General features: G+C 71.4%; 14 protein-coding genes and 1 pseudogene. 4 read left to right on the top strand and 11 right to left on the bottom strand.

All coding sequences use genetic code 11. The features are described 5' to 3' along the window. The first annotated feature begins 664 nt into the window (after positions 1-664). A complete protein-coding gene (locus GTY56_RS21355) occupies positions 665-820 on the top strand; it encodes a hypothetical protein (RefSeq protein WP_161366968.1) in 156 nt (51 codons plus the stop codon). Continuing rightward, positions 817-1,845, top strand: a complete 1,029-nt coding sequence (gene trpS / locus GTY56_RS21350; protein WP_161366967.1) for a tryptophan--tRNA ligase — start codon at positions 817-819, stop codon at positions 1,843-1,845. Before GTY56_RS21355 ends, trpS begins: the two co-directional genes overlap by 4 nt. Positions 1,846-1,884: 39 nt before the next feature. Here trpS and proC read toward each other — a convergent pair whose 3' ends face one another. The 5 genes from proC to GTY56_RS21325 all read right to left on the bottom strand — a co-directional run bounded on the left by proC (position 1,885) and on the right by GTY56_RS21325 (position 5,983). Next, positions 1,885-2,697: a pyrroline-5-carboxylate reductase gene (proC, locus tag GTY56_RS21345; protein ID WP_161366966.1), complete on the bottom strand. Its 813-nt coding sequence runs from the start codon at positions 2,695-2,697 to the stop codon at positions 1,885-1,887. 105 nt (positions 2,698-2,802) lie between these two features. Next, complete coding sequence (locus GTY56_RS21340; RefSeq protein ID WP_161366965.1) at positions 2,803-3,582, bottom strand: ABC transporter permease; 780 nt, start codon at positions 3,580-3,582, stop codon at positions 2,803-2,805. Continuing rightward, positions 3,579-4,412 carry an ABC transporter ATP-binding protein gene (locus GTY56_RS21335; RefSeq protein ID WP_161366964.1) on the bottom strand — a complete coding sequence of 278 codons (834 nt, stop codon included), beginning with the start codon at positions 4,410-4,412 and terminating at the stop codon, positions 3,579-3,581. Before GTY56_RS21335 ends, GTY56_RS21340 begins: the two co-directional genes overlap by 4 nt. A gap of 60 nt (positions 4,413-4,472) precedes the next feature. Then, positions 4,473-5,303, bottom strand: coding sequence for a class I SAM-dependent methyltransferase (locus tag GTY56_RS21330; protein ID WP_161366963.1), 831 nt, complete (start codon positions 5,301-5,303; stop codon positions 4,473-4,475). Positions 5,304-5,389: 86 nt separating this feature from the next. Then, the gene (locus GTY56_RS21325; RefSeq protein WP_161366962.1) at positions 5,390-5,983 is read right to left on the bottom strand and encodes a dihydrofolate reductase family protein; all 594 of its coding nucleotides are present in this window, start codon (positions 5,981-5,983) and stop codon (positions 5,390-5,392) included. A gap of 68 nt (positions 5,984-6,051) precedes the next feature. Here GTY56_RS21325 and GTY56_RS21320 point away from each other — a divergent pair, with 68 nt between their 5' ends. Beyond that, entirely contained in the window at positions 6,052-6,642 is a 591-nt protein-coding gene (locus GTY56_RS21320) for a TetR/AcrR family transcriptional regulator (RefSeq protein WP_161366961.1), read from the top strand. A 9-nt stretch (positions 6,643-6,651) separates the two neighbouring features. Here GTY56_RS21320 and GTY56_RS21315 read toward each other — a convergent pair whose 3' ends face one another. Together GTY56_RS21315 and GTY56_RS21310 are read right to left on the bottom strand one after the other, a co-directional pair. Then, complete coding sequence (locus tag GTY56_RS21315; protein ID WP_161366960.1) at positions 6,652-7,152, bottom strand: EamA/RhaT family transporter; 501 nt, start codon at positions 7,150-7,152, stop codon at positions 6,652-6,654. A gap of 95 nt (positions 7,153-7,247) precedes the next feature. Then, positions 7,248-7,562 carry an SH3 domain-containing protein gene (locus GTY56_RS21310; protein ID WP_161366959.1) on the bottom strand — a complete coding sequence of 105 codons (315 nt, stop codon included), beginning with the start codon at positions 7,560-7,562 and terminating at the stop codon, positions 7,248-7,250. Between the two features lie 183 nt (positions 7,563-7,745). Here GTY56_RS21310 and GTY56_RS21305 point away from each other — a divergent pair, with 183 nt between their 5' ends. Next, positions 7,746-9,854 (top strand): protein kinase domain-containing protein, encoded by a 2,109-nt coding sequence (locus GTY56_RS21305; protein WP_161366958.1) that lies wholly within the window; start codon positions 7,746-7,748, stop codon positions 9,852-9,854. Positions 9,855-9,909: 55 nt separating this feature from the next. Here the strand turns inward: GTY56_RS21305 and ilvD are convergent, their stop codons facing one another. The 4 genes and pseudogenes from ilvD to GTY56_RS21285 form a co-directional block, all read right to left on the bottom strand. Beyond that, positions 9,910-11,763 carry a dihydroxy-acid dehydratase gene (ilvD, locus tag GTY56_RS21300; protein WP_161366957.1) on the bottom strand — a complete coding sequence of 618 codons (1,854 nt, stop codon included), beginning with the start codon at positions 11,761-11,763 and terminating at the stop codon, positions 9,910-9,912. A 139-nt stretch (positions 11,764-11,902) separates the two neighbouring features. Then, complete coding sequence (locus tag GTY56_RS21295; protein ID WP_161366956.1) at positions 11,903-12,535, bottom strand: TetR/AcrR family transcriptional regulator; 633 nt, start codon at positions 12,533-12,535, stop codon at positions 11,903-11,905. After that, complete coding sequence (locus tag GTY56_RS21290) at positions 12,532-13,356, bottom strand: sugar phosphate isomerase/epimerase family protein (protein WP_161366955.1); 825 nt, start codon at positions 13,354-13,356, stop codon at positions 12,532-12,534. Before GTY56_RS21290 ends, GTY56_RS21295 begins: the two co-directional genes overlap by 4 nt. Positions 13,357-13,588: 232 nt before the next feature. Further along, positions 13,589-14,214, bottom strand: a pseudogene (locus GTY56_RS21285) (IS5 family transposase); the annotation flags it as partial.

Here is a 14,214-nt window from a genome sequence, read left to right as displayed (position 1 = left end):
AACACCACGAGAGCGGAACAGTCAGGCGGAATAGGCCCGACCGTTCACAGCGTCCTCGCTGTGTTATTTCAAAGGAACCTCGACCATCGGTTGTCCGATGGACGGGGTATCAACATATCTGGCGTTGACTTTTGGCACGCTGTTGAGTTCTCAAGGAACGGTCGCTTCCTTTGTACTCACCCTCTCGGGCTTTCCTCCGGGCGCTTCCCTTCGGTCTTGCGTTTCCGACTCTATCAGATCTTTTCTCGATCCGATTTCCTCGGTGCTTTCCAGGTTCCCGCTTCCGCGTTTCCCTTTCCGGCGGTTCCGACTCTATCAGATCCTTTCGGGCCTGATCCCCGGTCAGCGGGGTTTGTCTTTGCGGCTGTTGGGCCGTTCCGACGAGTGAGACTTTAGCGGATTCCCCCGCTCCCGAGCCAATCGGGGGCCGCGTCCTTTCGAACGGGGATTCCTCATTCCGTAAATACGCATACCAATGAAACGACGACAGACGTGCTGCACGTCGAATAGTGGTGGGTACTTGCGGATTGGCTGCCCGGGGACCGACCGGAGTCGGCGCTCACGTCGGGCAACTCGGAGAACACTACGGATGGGGGTAGGGCGTGTCAACTCGGGGGCGGGCCGCGCTGCGGCGGCGTAGTCTGGGCCGCATGACTACGCGTACGTGCACCGGACTGTGGCGGGCCGCCTGACGGCGGCCGCCCTCACGTACGTACTCAACGGCCGCCGCTTCGGCGGCCGTTTTCGTTTCCTCTCCCGGCACCACGGAGGGGCGGCCGCCCGGGGCGGCGGTCCCGACCAGGAGGTGGAGGAGAGATGACACGGGTCTTCAGTGGGGTCAAGCCGACCGGGCATCTGACGCTGGGGAACTACCTGGGCGCCATGCGGCGGTGGGCCGCGGTCGACCAGCACGAGGCCGACGCCCTGTTCTGCGTCGTCGATCTGCACGCCCTGACCGTCGACCACGATCCCGCGCGGGTGCGCAGGCTGAGCCGGCAGTCGGCGACGCTGCTGCTGGCGGCGGGGCTGGATCCGGAGCTCTGCACGGTGTTCGTGCAGAGCCATGTGGACGAGCACGCCCGGCTGTCGTACGTACTGGAGTGCGTGGCCACCGACGGTGAGATGCGCAGGATGATCCAGTACAAGGAGAAGGCCGCGCGGGAGCAGCGGCGGGGCGGGAGTGTGCGGCTGTCGCTGCTGACGTACCCCGTGCTGATGGCGGCGGACATCCTGGCGTACGGGGCAGGGGAGGTGCCGGTCGGGGACGATCAGCGCCAGCACGTGGAACTGGCGCGGGATCTCGCCGTGCGGTTCAACCAGCGGTACGGGCACACGTTCGTGGTGCCGCGGGCGACGCGGCCGGGGGTCGCGGCCCGGGTGATGAACTTGCAGGATCCGGCGTCGAAGATGGGCAAGAGCGACGACGTCGGGCCGGGGATCGTCTATCTGCTGGACGAGCCGGACGTGGTGCGCAAGAAGGTCATGCGGGCCGTGACCGACAGCGGGCGGGAGGTCGTGTACGACCGGGAGGCCCGGCCGGGGCTCGCCAATCTGCTGGAGATCCTCGCGGCGTGCACGAGTGGGGAGCCCGAGCTGTTGAGTGGTGAGTACACGTCGTACGGGGACCTGAAGAAGGACACCGCGGAGGCCGTGGTCGAGGTGCTCCGGCCCTTGCAGGTGAGGCACAAGGAGTTGTGTACCGATCCCGCGTATGTGGAGGGGGTGCTGCGGGACGGGGCCGAGCGGGCTCGGGGGATGGCCCGGCCGACGGTGGATGCCGCGTACCGGGCCATCGGCCTGCTGCCGGCCGTGGCGGAGAAGGAGCCGGCCCGGACCGGGGTGTGACGTGGCTGCGGGGGCGGGCGCCGGGCCCGCCCCCGGGGGTCAGCTGTTGTTGCCGGAGGCCAGGGCGCGGCTGCGGTCCCGGGCGGCTTCCAGGGCGGCGATGAGGGCGGCCCGTACGCCGTGGTTCTCCAGTTCGCGGATGGCGTTGATCGTCGTGCCGGCGGGGGACGTGACGTTCTCGCGGAGCTTGACGGGGTGTTCGCCGCTGTCGCGGAGCATCGTCGCGGCGCCGATGGCGGACTGGACGATGAGGTCGTGGGCCTTGTCGCGGGGCAGGCCGAGGAGGATGCCGGCGTCGGTCATGGCTTCGACCAGGTAGAAGAAGTAGGCCGGGCCGGAGCCGGAGAGGGCGGTGCAGGCGTCCTGCTGGGACTCGGGGACGCGGAGCGTCTTGCCGACGGCGCCGAAGATCTCCTCGGTGTGGGCGAGGTGGTCGGCGGTGGCGTGGGTGCCGGCGGAGATGACGGACATGGCCTCGTCGACCAGGGCCGGGGTGTTCGTCATGACGCGGACGACCGGGGTGCCGGGGGCGAGGCGCTCCTCGAAGTAGGCCGTGGGGATGCCCGCTGCGCCGCTGATGACCAGGCGGTCGGCGGGGACATGCGGGGCCAGTTCGTCGAGGAGGGTGCCCATGTCCTGCGGTTTCACCGTGAGGATCAGGGTGTCGGCGGTCTTGGCGGCTTCGGCGTTGGTGACCGGGGTGACGCCGTAGCGGGTGCGGAGCTCTTCGGCTCGTTCCTGGCGGCGGGCCGTGACCAGGAGGTCGGACGGGGTCCAGCCGGCGCGGATCACTCCGCTGAGCAGGGCTTCGCCGATCTTGCCGGTGCCGAGGACTGCGACTTTCTGGGTCATGGCGCGGGATGCCTCCGAAGGGTGCGTCGTCCGGGGTCCATCCTCGCACCGGGGAGTGGGGGAACGGCCCGGGTGTCCGCTGGGCGGGATGTCGCGCCGGGCCGGCTACGCCGTCCGGCGCCTGAGGGTCGCCGCGCCGAGGGTCAGGACCAGGAGTGCGCAGCCCGCGACGATGAGGACGTCCCGGACGAACGTGGCCGTCATGTCCGTGTGGCGCAGGACCTCGTTCATGCCGTCGACGGCGTAGGACATGGGCAGGACGTCCGATACGGCCTCCAGGGCGGGGTGCATCTCGTCGCGCGGGGTGAACAGGCCGCACAGGAGGAGCTGGGGAAAGATCACCGCCGGCATGAACTGGACCGCCTGGAATTCGGAGGCGGCGAAGGCCGAGACGAACAGGCCGAGGGCCGTGCCGAGGAGGGCGTCGAGGAGGGCCACCAGAAGGAGGAGCCAGGGGCTGCCGGTGACGTCGAGGCCGAGGAACCAGAGGGCGAGGCCCGTGGCCAGGGCGGACTGGATGATCGCGAAGGTGCCGAAGGCGAGGGCGTAGCCGGCGATGAAGTCGCCCTTGCCCAGCGGCATGGCGAGGAGGCGTTCGAGGGTGCCGGAGGTGCGTTCGCGCAGGGTGGCGATGGACGTCACCAGGAACATGGTGATCAGGGGGAAGATCCCGAGGAGGGAGGCGCCGATGCTGTCGAAGGTGCGGGGGCTGCCGTCGAAGACGTAGCGCAACAGGAACAGCATCACGCAGGGGACGAGGATCATCAGCGCGATGGTGCGGGGGTCGTGGGTGAGCTGGCGCAGGACCCGGGCGGCGGTGGCGGTGGTGCGGGAGGCGTTCAGGGCCCTCGGTGGGGTGGCTGTCCTGGTCGGGGTGGTGGTCATCGAGTCGTCCCCTTCGTGCTTGCTGCTGCTTTCGCCTCGTCCACCAGGTGCAGGAAGGCCTCCTCGACTGTGGCGGCGCCGGTGCGGGTGCGCAGGGCGTCGGGGGTGTCGTCGGCGAGGAGCCGCCCCTCGCGCATGAGGAGGAGGCGGTGGCAGCGCTCGGCCTCGTCCATGACGTGGGAGGAGACGAGGAGGGTGGCGCCGCGGTCGGTCGCAATGTCGTGGAAGAGGTTCCACAGGTCGCGGCGCAGCACGGGGTCGAGTCCGACGGTCGGTTCGTCGAGGACCAGGAGCTCGGGGGCGCCGAGGAGGGCGACGGCGAGGGAGACGCGGCTGCGCTGGCCGCCGGAGAGGTTGCCCGCGAGGGCGTCGGCGTGGCTGGTGAGGTCGACGTCGGCTACGGCGCGGGTGACGTCGGCGTCGCGGCGGTCGGCTGCGGCGCGTCCCGGGTCGAGGATCGCGGCGAAGTAGTCGAGGTTCTGGCGGACGGTCAGGTCGTCGTAGACGGAGGGGGCCTGGGTGACGTAGCCGATGCGGGTGCGCAGGGCTGGGTGGCCGGCGGGGTGGCCGAGGACGTCGAGGGTGCCGGTGACCTTGGCCTGGGTGCCGACGAGGGCGCGCATGAGGGTCGACTTGCCGCAGCCGGAGGGGCCGAGGAGGCCGGTGATCCGGCCTCGGGGGACGGTGAAGCCGAGGTCGCGCAGGACGGTGCGGGTGCCGCGGGTGACGGTGAGGTGCTCGGCGTGGACGGCTGTGGCGTGCGGGTCCGGGAGGGGGCCGGGGGTGGGGGCCGGGCCTGGGCGCGGCGAGCCGGGAGCATTATTCATCATGTGATGAATAATGCTCCCGGCTGGGAGACGCGTCAAGCGGCCGGGGTGAGGGGGTGTGCGTCAGGCCGGGGCCTCTGCCAGGAGGAGGACGACCTCGTAGACCTCCTCCACGACGCCGTCCGGGAAGACCCGGAGGAGGTGCTCGCGCTCCGCGGCCAGGAACGGTGCGGTGCGTTCCGGGCCGTCGACGAGGAAGACGGAGTGGCTGCCGATGTTGGCGAGGTGGGTGTCGACCGGGACGCGGCGGCTCCAGCGGACCGTGCGGCGGGTGAAGTCGAGGCGGCCGCTGGGGTCGGCCGTGCCGTGGCCGGCGTTGCGCTTCTCGGCGGAGACGTCGATGCCGAGGTGACGGCTCACGCGGTCGGCGGCTTCGGCGATCCAGGGGACGTCGAGGGCGTCGGTGTTCCACCACAGGGCCAGGGCTCCGCCGGGGCGCAGGACGCGCAGGGCTTCCGGGACGGCGCGGGCGGGGTCGGTCCAGTGCCAGGCCTGGGCGTAGGTGACGAGGTCGACGGAGGTGTCGGAGAGGGGGAGGTCGTCACCCGTGCCACGGATGACCGGGATGCCGGGCAGGGTGCGGCGGAACTGGGCCGCCATGCCGTCACCGGGTTCCACGGCGATGACGTCCGCGCCCCGTGCGTGCAGGAGGGCGGTGGCGATGCCGGTGCCCGCGCCGACGTCCGCGACGCGGGCGCCGGTCAGGGGGCGGCCGGTCAGCTCCTCGATCGCGTCGAAGAGGGCCGGGGGGTAGGAGGGACGGTTGGCGGCGTACTGGGCCGCGGCGGCGTTGAAGGAGTGGGCTCGGGCGGGCTCGGCGGTGGGGTGTGCGGCCGGGGGGCCGGGGGTGGGGTCGGCTCCGGTGGGGTGGTGGGCGGACGCAGGCGTGGTCATACCGCCATGGTGGCGGGGGGCGGGGTGGGGTGCGGTGAGAGACGGGTGAGATCGGGTCAAGACTCTGGGCGGTGCGACGGCGGGCCTCAGTGGCGGGTGAGGTGCGTGAGGGTGACGCCGTTGGGGAAGGCGGTGCGCTCGGCGACGTCGAAGACGGTGGGGTCGAACACACCGTCGAAGGCCGGGATTCCGGCGCCCGCGACCACCGGGTAGTGCTTGACCACCAGGTCGTCGATCTCGGACAGGAGGGCGCCGGCGAGCCTGCCGCCGCCGCAGAGCCAGATGTTCAGGCCGGAGTCCTGCTCCCGCTTCAGTTCCCGGACGAGGGCGAGCGGGTCGCCCGGCACGACGGTGACGGCCGGGTCGGCGCCGTGCCCCGGCGTGCTGGACACCACGTACTGGCGCAGGTGTGCGTAGGGGCTGGTGATCCCCTGGTCCAGGGGGCCGCGGTAGGTGCCGGCGCCCATGACGACGGTGTCGAAGGACCGGTTGGGTGTGTCGGCGAGGCCGGCGGCGGCGCGGTAGGCGGTCGGGACGGTCTCGGGGTACAGGGTGTTGACCCGGGCGCTGTAGGCGGCACTCTGCTGTTCGGTACCGGCGGGGAAGAAGTCGTACTCGCCCTCAGGGCCCGCGATGCGGCCGTCGAGCGTGACTGCGATGTAGTACACGAGCTTTCGCACAGGAGACTCCAGTCATAGTACTCTCTTTGAAGTGGTTTGAAAGTAGTACTACAACTGGAGTGGTGTCAATGGTGAGACGGAACGACCAGCGCCGCGCCGCCCTCGTCGACGCGGCGATCGAGGTGCTGGCCAGGGAAGGCGCACGGGGTCTGACGTTCCGGGCGGTGGACGCCGAGGCCGCCGTACCGGTCGGGACCGCCTCGAACTACTTCGCCAGCCGGGACGACCTGTTCACCCAGGCCGGCGCCCGGGTCTACGAACGGCTGCAGCCCGACGAGGCGACGATCGCGCGCCAGCGGGCGGCGGGCCGCGACCGGGAGACGTACACGGCGCTGATGCGGGAACTGGTCGGCCGCGTCGCCGGTTTCCGCACCGGCTACCTGGCCCTGCTCGAACTGCGCCTGGAGGCCACCCGCCGACCGGACCTGCGCAAGGTCCTCACCGAGCGGGTCCGCGCCGACGTCGATGCCAACGTCGCCTACCACGAGGCCTCCGGGCTCCCCGGCGACGCCCTGGCCGTCAAGCTGCTGATGCTGACCCTGAACTGGCTGATCGTCGAGCAGCTCACCCTGCCGGACGTCTTCACCGAGGCCGAGCGCGAACAGCTGGTCACGGCGGCGGTCGAACGCATCGTGACGGCCGAGCAGGCGGCCGAGTAGGCGGCCGGGCTACCCCCGGCGGCGGTTCTCCGGGTTGCCCGAGCGGCGGGTCGTGCGCTTCTCGTACTGCCTGCGGGCCTCTTCGTACTCCTGGCGGTGCAGCTTCTCGCCGGGGGCCTCGGTGAGGGAGCGGAAGAAGTAGGCGAGCAGGGAGCCGACGAAGCCGACGGTCAGGAGGCCGCGCAGGGACGCCTGGCGGTCGGGGTCGGGGCGGCGGGAGTAGCCGTCCCAGGTGTGGCGGAAGGCCAGGGCGCTGCAGATCGCGAACATCGCGACCATGAGGACCGTGACGAAGTCACCGATCGCGGCGATCTGGAGGCCCTGGTAGGCGAGGCGGAGCACGAGGCAGGCTGCGAGCGCGGCGGCCAGGGAGCCGACGGCCGCGGCGATGCGGCGGGCGGCGTAGCCGTGGCCGTGGTCGACCCACGTGGTGCCGAAGAGCCGGATCGGCTCCGGGCGGGGGCCGGTGGAGCCCGCGGGTGTCCTGGGGGTGCCGGTGTCGTCGCTCACGCGTCGATTATGGCTCCGGGGTCACCGCGGGCTCCGGGCGGCTCAGCCGCAGCGGCCGTCGCTGCCGGTGTTACGGGTGCGTCGTGGTGACCGGATCAGGAGCAGCGCGGGCGGATGTAGCCGTCGCTGCCCGTGTTCACGTAGGCGTCCGAGACGTACTGGCCGTTGTTGATGTTGTCCCAGATGTTCGTCGTGCCGTACGGGCCCGTCACCGTGGTGCCCGGCGACTGGCAGTAGATCGGGACCTTCGCCCCTTCGGACAGGACCCGGACGACCGTGTAGTTGGTGCCGGGGCCGCTGCGGACGTTGACACGGACGCCCGGGGCGACCGAGTAGTAGCGCACTGCCGTGGCGGCGACCGCTTCCGTCACCTGGCCGCCCACCGTCTCTTCGACGCGATCGACAGACATGGAAAAACCTCCCCCGTTGAACCCCATGACCGGCATGGGGCCCCGTTGATTCCCCTGAATCACGCCATGAAACACATGTGCGCAACTCGCACGCGGAGACTAGCAAGCCGCCTCTGCCCCGAACGACTCATCGACTAGGCTCCCTGCGTCGCGCGCGCGGACGAACAGCACGGGGGTGGTTCCATGGCGCCGCAGAGCAGCACCGGGGCGGGCGCGGAAGCGGAACATCCCGAATACGCCGGTCACTACCGGCTGGAGACGACTCTCGGATCCGGGGGCATGGGCATCGTGCATCTCGCGCGGAGCACCTCGGGGATGAGGCTCGCGGTGAAGGTCGTGCACGCCCAGTTCGCCAGGGATCCCGAGTTCAGGGGGCGGTTCCGGCAGGAGGTGGCGGCCGCCCGGAAGGTCAGCGGTGCCTTCACCGCGTCCGTCGTCGACGCCGACTCCGAGGCCGAACGGCCCTGGATGGCCACCTTGTTCATCCCCGGGCCGACCCTGTCCGACCATGTGAAGCGGAACGGGCCCATGAGCCCCGCCGAGGTGCGCCGTCTGATGGCCGGACTGGCCGAGGCGCTGCGCGACATCCACCGGGTCGGCGTGGTGCACCGGGACCTCAAGCCCAGCAACGTGCTCCTCGCCGAGGACGGGCCCAAGGTCATCGACTTCGGGATCTCCCGGCCGAAGGACAGCGAACTGCGGACCGAGACCGGCAAGTTGATAGGGACCCCGCCGTTCATGGCGCCGGAGCAGTTCCGGCGCCCCCGGGAGGTGGGGCCCGCCGCCGACGTCTTCGCGCTCGGGTCGGTGATGGTGCACGCGGCCACGGGCCGGGGGCCGTTCGACTCGGACAGCCCCTACGTCGTCGCCTATCAGGTCGTCCATGACGAGCCGGATCTGACCGGGGTGCCGGAGAGCCTCGCGCCGCTCGTGGCGCGGTGTCTCGCCAAGGAGCCCGAGGACCGGCCGACGCCGGACGAGTTGATGCGGGAGCTGCGGTCGGTCGCGGCCTCGTACGACACGCAGGTCTTCATACCGCGGCAGCGGACCGAGGAGGAAGAGGAGGAGGCCGGGCCCGAAGCGCCGGCGGCGCAGGTGCCCGCGCGCGAGCGCTCCGGCCGGCTGCGCAAGCGGGGGGCCGTGGTGGCCGGGGCGCTCGGGTTGGCCGTCGCCGCTGTGCTGGCGACGGTGGGTCCGCCCGGCGCGGATTCGCCGCGGGGGGTCGCCTCGCCGCGGACCACGACCGCCGCGTTCTCGGGGTGGGTGGCGGAGCCGCTCGACGGCCGGAGCATGCCGCAGTGCTCCTACGCCGCGCCCGCTCTGGTGTGTGCGCAGGACGGGCTGGTGTTCGCGCGCGACGGCCTGAACGGGCGGCTGCTGTGGCGGCAGGCGTTGAAGGGGGCTGCCGCGAGCGGGCCGCCGGCCGGGGCGCCGGTCGTGGCGGGAGGCAGAGTGCTCGGCGGACTCGGCCAGGGGCGGGAGGTGACGGCCGTCGAGCCGGCCTCGGGCGAGGCATCCCGGCAGGAGCTGCCGGCGTACGGCGGTCTGCGGGCCGTGGGGGACATGGTGCTGCTGACCGCGCCCGACGGCACGGTCAGCGGCGTGGAGGCCGCCTCGGGCCGGGTGCGGTGGAACCGTCGGGTGCCCGGGCAGGACGTGCCGTACTTCGCCTCGTTCCCCGGTGATCGGCTGGCGTACGCGGTGGGCGTGTCCGGCGACGGAAACCGGACGCGGGTCACGGCGGTGGATCCGCAAACCGGTGAGGTGAGCTGGCAGGCGCGGCTCGACGGGAACCTGGAGGCCGTCGGCACGACGGACGGGTCGTTCGTGGCGGTCGCCGTCGACGCCGTGCGCGGGGAGGCCGGGGCCGTCGTGCGCTACGACCCCCGCAGCCGTACGACCGTGCGGGTGCCGCTGCGCGTCCCCCTGGCGCAGGTCCAGGGCAGTGTGCGCGGGGACGTCGTGCATCTCATGGCGGCAGGCGGGGCGTTGACGGCCGTCGCTCTGAAGGCGCGCGAGCAGCTGTGGAGTCTGGAGACGGGAGTCGCGCGGGCGTCCACACCGGCGGCCGACGGCCGCCATGTGTACGTGAGCGCGCCCGACGGCCGGCTGCTCGCCGTCGACGCCCGGCGGGGCAAGCTCGTGGGGCAGACGCCGGTGCGGCTGGGTGAGCGGTCCGACCGGGTTCCGGCGTCCCTCCCCGAGCCGGTGGTGGTGGGCGACCGGGTCTACGGCGGTGCGCCGGACGGGACGGTGTTCGCCGTCAACGGCCGCGATCCGGCCGCTTGGTGAGCGAACGCGCCGAGGGCCGCCCCCGGCGGGAGACGGCCCTCGGCGCGTGTACGGATCAGCCCAGCTTCGACACGTCCCGGACCGCGCCCTTGTCCGCGCTGGTCGCCATCGCCGCGTAGGCCCGCAGCGCCGCCGAGACCTTCCGGTCGCGGTTCTTCGGGGCGTACACGCCGTTCAGCGCCTGATCGCGGCGGGCCAGCTCGGCGTCGTCCACCAGCAGCTCGATGGAGCGGTTCGGGATGTCGATGCGGACGCGGTCGCCGTCCTCGACCAGCGCGATGGTGCCGCCCGCCGCCGCCTCGGGCGAGGCGTGGCCGATGGACAGGCCGGAGGTGCCGCCGGAGAAGCGGCCGTCGGTGACCAGCGCGCAGGTCTTCCCCAGGCCCCGGCCCTTGAGGTACGAGGTCGGGTAGAGCATCTCCTGCATGCCGGGGCCGCCCTTGGGGCCCTCGTAGCGGATGACGACGACGTCGCCGTCCTTGACCTGCTGGGTGAGGATCTTCTGGACGGCCTCCTCCTGCGACTCGCAGACCACCGCCGGGCCCTCGAAGGTCCAGATGGACTCGTCGACACCGGCCGTCTTCACCACACAGCCGTCGACCGCCAGGTTCCCCTTGAGGACCGCGAGGCCGCCGTCCTTGGAGTAGGCGTGCTCGGCGGAGCGGATGCAGCCGCCCTCCGCGTCCTCGTCCAGGGCCTCCCAGCGCTCGGACTGGGAGAAGGCCTCGGCGGAGCGGACGCAGCCGGGGGCCGCGTGCCACAGCTCGACCGCCTCGGCGGACGGGGAGCCGCCGCGCACGTCCCAGGTCTTCAGCCAGTCGGCGAGGGAGGGGCTGTGCACCGAGTGCACGTCCTCGTTGAGCAGGCCCGCGCGGTGCAGCTCGCCGAGCAGGGCGGGGATGCCGCCGGCGCGGTGCACGTCCTCCATGTAGTACGTGCGGTCCTTGGCGACGTTCGGGGCGACCTTGGCCAGGCACGGCACGCGGCGCGAGACCGCGTTGATCTCGTCGAGGCCGAAGGGGACGCCCGCCTCCTGGGCGGCGGCCAGCAGGTGCAGGATCGTGTTGGTCGAGCCGCCCATGGCGATGTCGAGCGCCATGGCGTTCTCGAAGGCGGCGAAGGAGGCCACGCTGCGGGGCAGGACCGTCTCGTCGTCCTGCTCGTAGTAGCGGCGGGTGATGTCCATGACCGTGTTGGCCGCGTTCACGTACAGCTGCTTGCGGGCCGTGTGGGTGGCCAGGACCGAGCCGTTGCCCGGGAGGGACAGGCCGATCGCCTCGGTCAGGCAGTTCATCGAGTTGGCGGTGAACATGCCGGAACAGGAGCCGCAGGTCGGGCAGGCGTTCTCCTCGATGCGGAGGATGTCCTCGTCCGAGATCTTGTCGTTCACGGCGTCGGAGATCGCGTCGACCAGGTCGAGGGTGCGGACCGTGCCGTCGACGAGCGTGGCGCGGCCGGACTCCATGGGGCCGCCGGAGACGAAGACCGTCGGGATGTTCAGCCGCAGGGCGGCGTTCAGCATGCCCGGGGTGATCTTGTCGCAGTTGGAGATGCAGATCAGGGCGTCGGCGCAGTGCGCTTCGACCATGTACTCCACGCTGTCCGCGATCAGGTCGCGGGAGGGCAGGGAGTACAGCATGCCGCCGTGGCCCATGGCGATGCCGTCGTCGACGGCGATGGTGTTGAACTCGCGCGGGATGCCGCCGGCGGCGACGACCGCCTCGCTGACGATCCGGCCGACCGGCGCCAGGTGCGTGTGGCCGGGCACGAACTCGGTGAAGCTGTTGGCGACCGCGATGATCGGCTTGCGGCCGATGTCCCCGCCCGGTACACCGGAGGCGCGCATAAGGGCGCGGGCGCCCGCCATGTTGCGGCCGTGGGTGACTGTGCGGGACCTCAGCTCGGGCATCGTCGCTCGCTCCTTCAGAGACGGCGTCAGAGAGTTCGGAGATTTCTGACTGCTACCGAGCGTACGCCGGTCATCCAGTGGGCGGGACGCACTGTCCGGAATGCGGGACGGCTGTCTCGGACGACGGCACCCGCAGGCCTTACGGATCGGTCAGGTGTCCCTGTACGACGGGTGCGAGCCGCGCGATGACCTGCTCCGGGTCCGCCGAGGCCAGCGGCTCGATCTTGAGGACGTACCGCAGGATCGCGGTGCCCACGAGCTGGGCCGCGGCGAGCTCGGCCCGCAGCTCGGCGTCCGGCTGCTCCAGCCGTACGGCTATGCGGCGCAGCACCTGGGTGGCGATGATCCGCCGGAAGACGGCGGCCGCGGTGTCGTTGGTCAGGGCGGACCGGACGACGGCGAGCAGCGGCGCGCGGGTCGCCGGGTTCTCCCAGACACCGAAGAAGAAGCGGGCCAGACGCTCCCCCACGCCGTCGAGCGGGCCCTCCTCGATGGCTCTCGGCGCTTGCAGGGCCGGTCCGAAGGACTGGGTGATCGCCGCCTCGAAGACTTGTTCCTTCGTCCCGAAGTAGTGGTGCACGAGCGCCGAGTCGACTCCGGCGGACTTGGCGATGCCCCGCACGGAGGTCTTCTCGTAACCGCGCTCGGAGAACTCGTCGCGGGCGGCGGTCAGGATGCGGTCGCGGGTGCCGGCCGACTCCGTGCGCGGCGGGCGGCCGCGGCGGCGGGCGGTGGTACCGGACCCGCCGTCGGCCGGGGCGCCGCCGTTCATCGCCGCGGCACCTTCGCCGCCGAGGCCAGATGCAGGCGGGTGAAGGCCAGGGCCTCCGCCAGGTCGGCCTCGCGCTCGGCGCTCGACATCGCGCGGCGGGTGTTGACCTCGATGACGACGTGGCCGTCGAAGCCGGTCAGGGCGAGCCGCTCCAGCACCTCGGCACAGGGCTGCGTGCCGCGGCCCGGCACCAGGTGCTCGTCCTTGGCGGAACCCCGGCCGTCGGCGAGGTGGACGTGGCCGAGACGGTCCCCCATGCGGTCGACCATGTCCAGCGCGTCGGAGCGGGCCGTCGCCGTGTGGCTGAGGTCGATCGTGAAGTGCCGGTAGTCGTCCTTGGTGACGTCCCAGTCGGGGGCGTACGCGAGCATTTCGCGGTCGCGGTAGCGCCAGGGGTACATGTTCTCGACGGCGAACCGTACGTCCGTCTCGTTCGCCATGCGCCAGATGCCGGAGACGAAGTCCCGGGCGTACTGGCGCTGCCAGCGGAACGGGGGGTGGACGACGACGGTGCTCGCGTCGAGCTTCTCGGCCGCCGCGCGGGCCCGCTGGAGCTTGGTCCACGGGTCGGTGGACCACACGCGCTGCGTGATGAGCAGGCAGGGGGCGTGGACGGCGAGGATCGGGATCCGGTGGTAGTCGCTGAGTCTGCGCAGGGCCTCGATGTCCTGGCTGACCGGGTCGGTCCAGACCATGACCTCGACTCCGTCGTAGCCGAGGCGCGCGGCGATCTCGAAGGCCGTGGCCGTCGACTCCGGGTAGACCGAGGCCGTCGACAGGGCGACCTTCGCGTCCGGGATCTTTACGGCTGGCTCTGCCATGCAGGACAGATTACGGGGTGTGGTCGGGGTCGGGTGGGGGGCCTCTTCGCCGTTGTGGTGTTTGCCATAGGCGGGCGGGCCCCGGAGGGGTCCTTTCACTATGAACGTCCGATCAGGGCGCGTGGTCTGGTGCCGTGCATCGCAAGGCGCCGGGAAGCCCTCGATGGGGGTGCCCCCTGCTCGAGCGGAGCCGAGAGCTCGGGGGAGGAGCTACTAGGTCGTGTCCGCAATGTCAGGGCAGCCAGAGTTGTAGGCAGGCGATGGTGACCAGGGCCTGGTAGTGGCGGGCGAGTTTGTCGTAGCGGGTGGCCAGGGCCCTGTTGTGCTTGAGCTTGTTGAAGCAGCGCTCGACGAGGTTGCGTCGCCGGTAGGCGGCCCGGTCGAGCCGGCAGCGGCTCTCTCCTCGCCGGATGCGGCCGTTGATCTGGTCGATCCGTTCCGGGATCGCGGCCTTGATGCCTCGCCTGCGCAGGTAGGAGCGGATCTTCGTGGACGAGTAGCCCTTGTCCGCGACGACCTGCTCGGGTCGCGTCCTGGGCCGTCCGGGCCCGCATCGGCTGACGCTGATGCGGGCCATGACCTGCTCGAACTGGGTGCAGTCGTTGACGTTGCCGGCGGTGATCGTGAAAGCGAGCGGTCGGCCCTGCCCGTCGCAGGCGAGGTGGATCTTGGTGGTCAGCCCGCCGCGGGACCGGCCGATCGCCTCCCCCGGCCAGAGCCCCCTTTTCGGGCCCCGGCCGCGTGCTGGTGAGCCCGCACGGTCGTGGAGTCGACGCATGCCACGCTCCAGTCGACGGCACCAACGGCATCCGAGTGCTGTTGGACGTGGGCCAGCAACCGGTCCCAGGTGCCGTCGGC

The sequence above is a fragment of the Streptomyces sp. SID5643 genome (assembly GCF_009872555.1).
In the GTDB taxonomy this organism is placed as follows: Bacteria; Actinomycetota; Actinomycetes; order Streptomycetales; family Streptomycetaceae; genus Streptomyces; species Streptomyces iakyrus.
Note: the sequence above shows the minus strand (reverse complement) of the source record. Positions and strands in the feature narration are given on the sequence as shown.

Coding starts and splice junctions, on each gene's coding strand:
- trpS (WP_161366967.1), top strand. CDS start 817: ATGACACGGGTCTTCAGTGGGGTCAAGCCGACCGGGCATCTGACGCTG.
- proC (WP_161366966.1), bottom strand. CDS start 2,697: ATGACCCAGAAAGTCGCAGTCCTCGGCACCGGCAAGATCGGCGAAGCC.
- GTY56_RS21340 (WP_161366965.1), bottom strand. CDS start 3,582: ATGACCACCACCCCGACCAGGACAGCCACCCCACCGAGGGCCCTGAAC.
- GTY56_RS21335 (WP_161366964.1), bottom strand. CDS start 4,412: ATGATGAATAATGCTCCCGGCTCGCCGCGCCCAGGCCCGGCCCCCACC.
- GTY56_RS21330 (WP_161366963.1), bottom strand. CDS start 5,303: ATGACCACGCCTGCGTCCGCCCACCACCCCACCGGAGCCGACCCCACC.
- GTY56_RS21320 (WP_161366961.1), top strand. CDS start 6,052: ATGGTGAGACGGAACGACCAGCGCCGCGCCGCCCTCGTCGACGCGGCG.
- GTY56_RS21310 (WP_161366959.1), bottom strand. CDS start 7,562: ATGTCTGTCGATCGCGTCGAAGAGACGGTGGGCGGCCAGGTGACGGAA.
- GTY56_RS21305 (WP_161366958.1), top strand. CDS start 7,746: ATGGCGCCGCAGAGCAGCACCGGGGCGGGCGCGGAAGCGGAACATCCC.
- ilvD (WP_161366957.1), bottom strand. CDS start 11,763: ATGCCCGAGCTGAGGTCCCGCACAGTCACCCACGGCCGCAACATGGCG.
- GTY56_RS21295 (WP_161366956.1), bottom strand. CDS start 12,535: ATGAACGGCGGCGCCCCGGCCGACGGCGGGTCCGGTACCACCGCCCGC.
- GTY56_RS21290 (WP_161366955.1), bottom strand. CDS start 13,356: ATGGCAGAGCCAGCCGTAAAGATCCCGGACGCGAAGGTCGCCCTGTCG.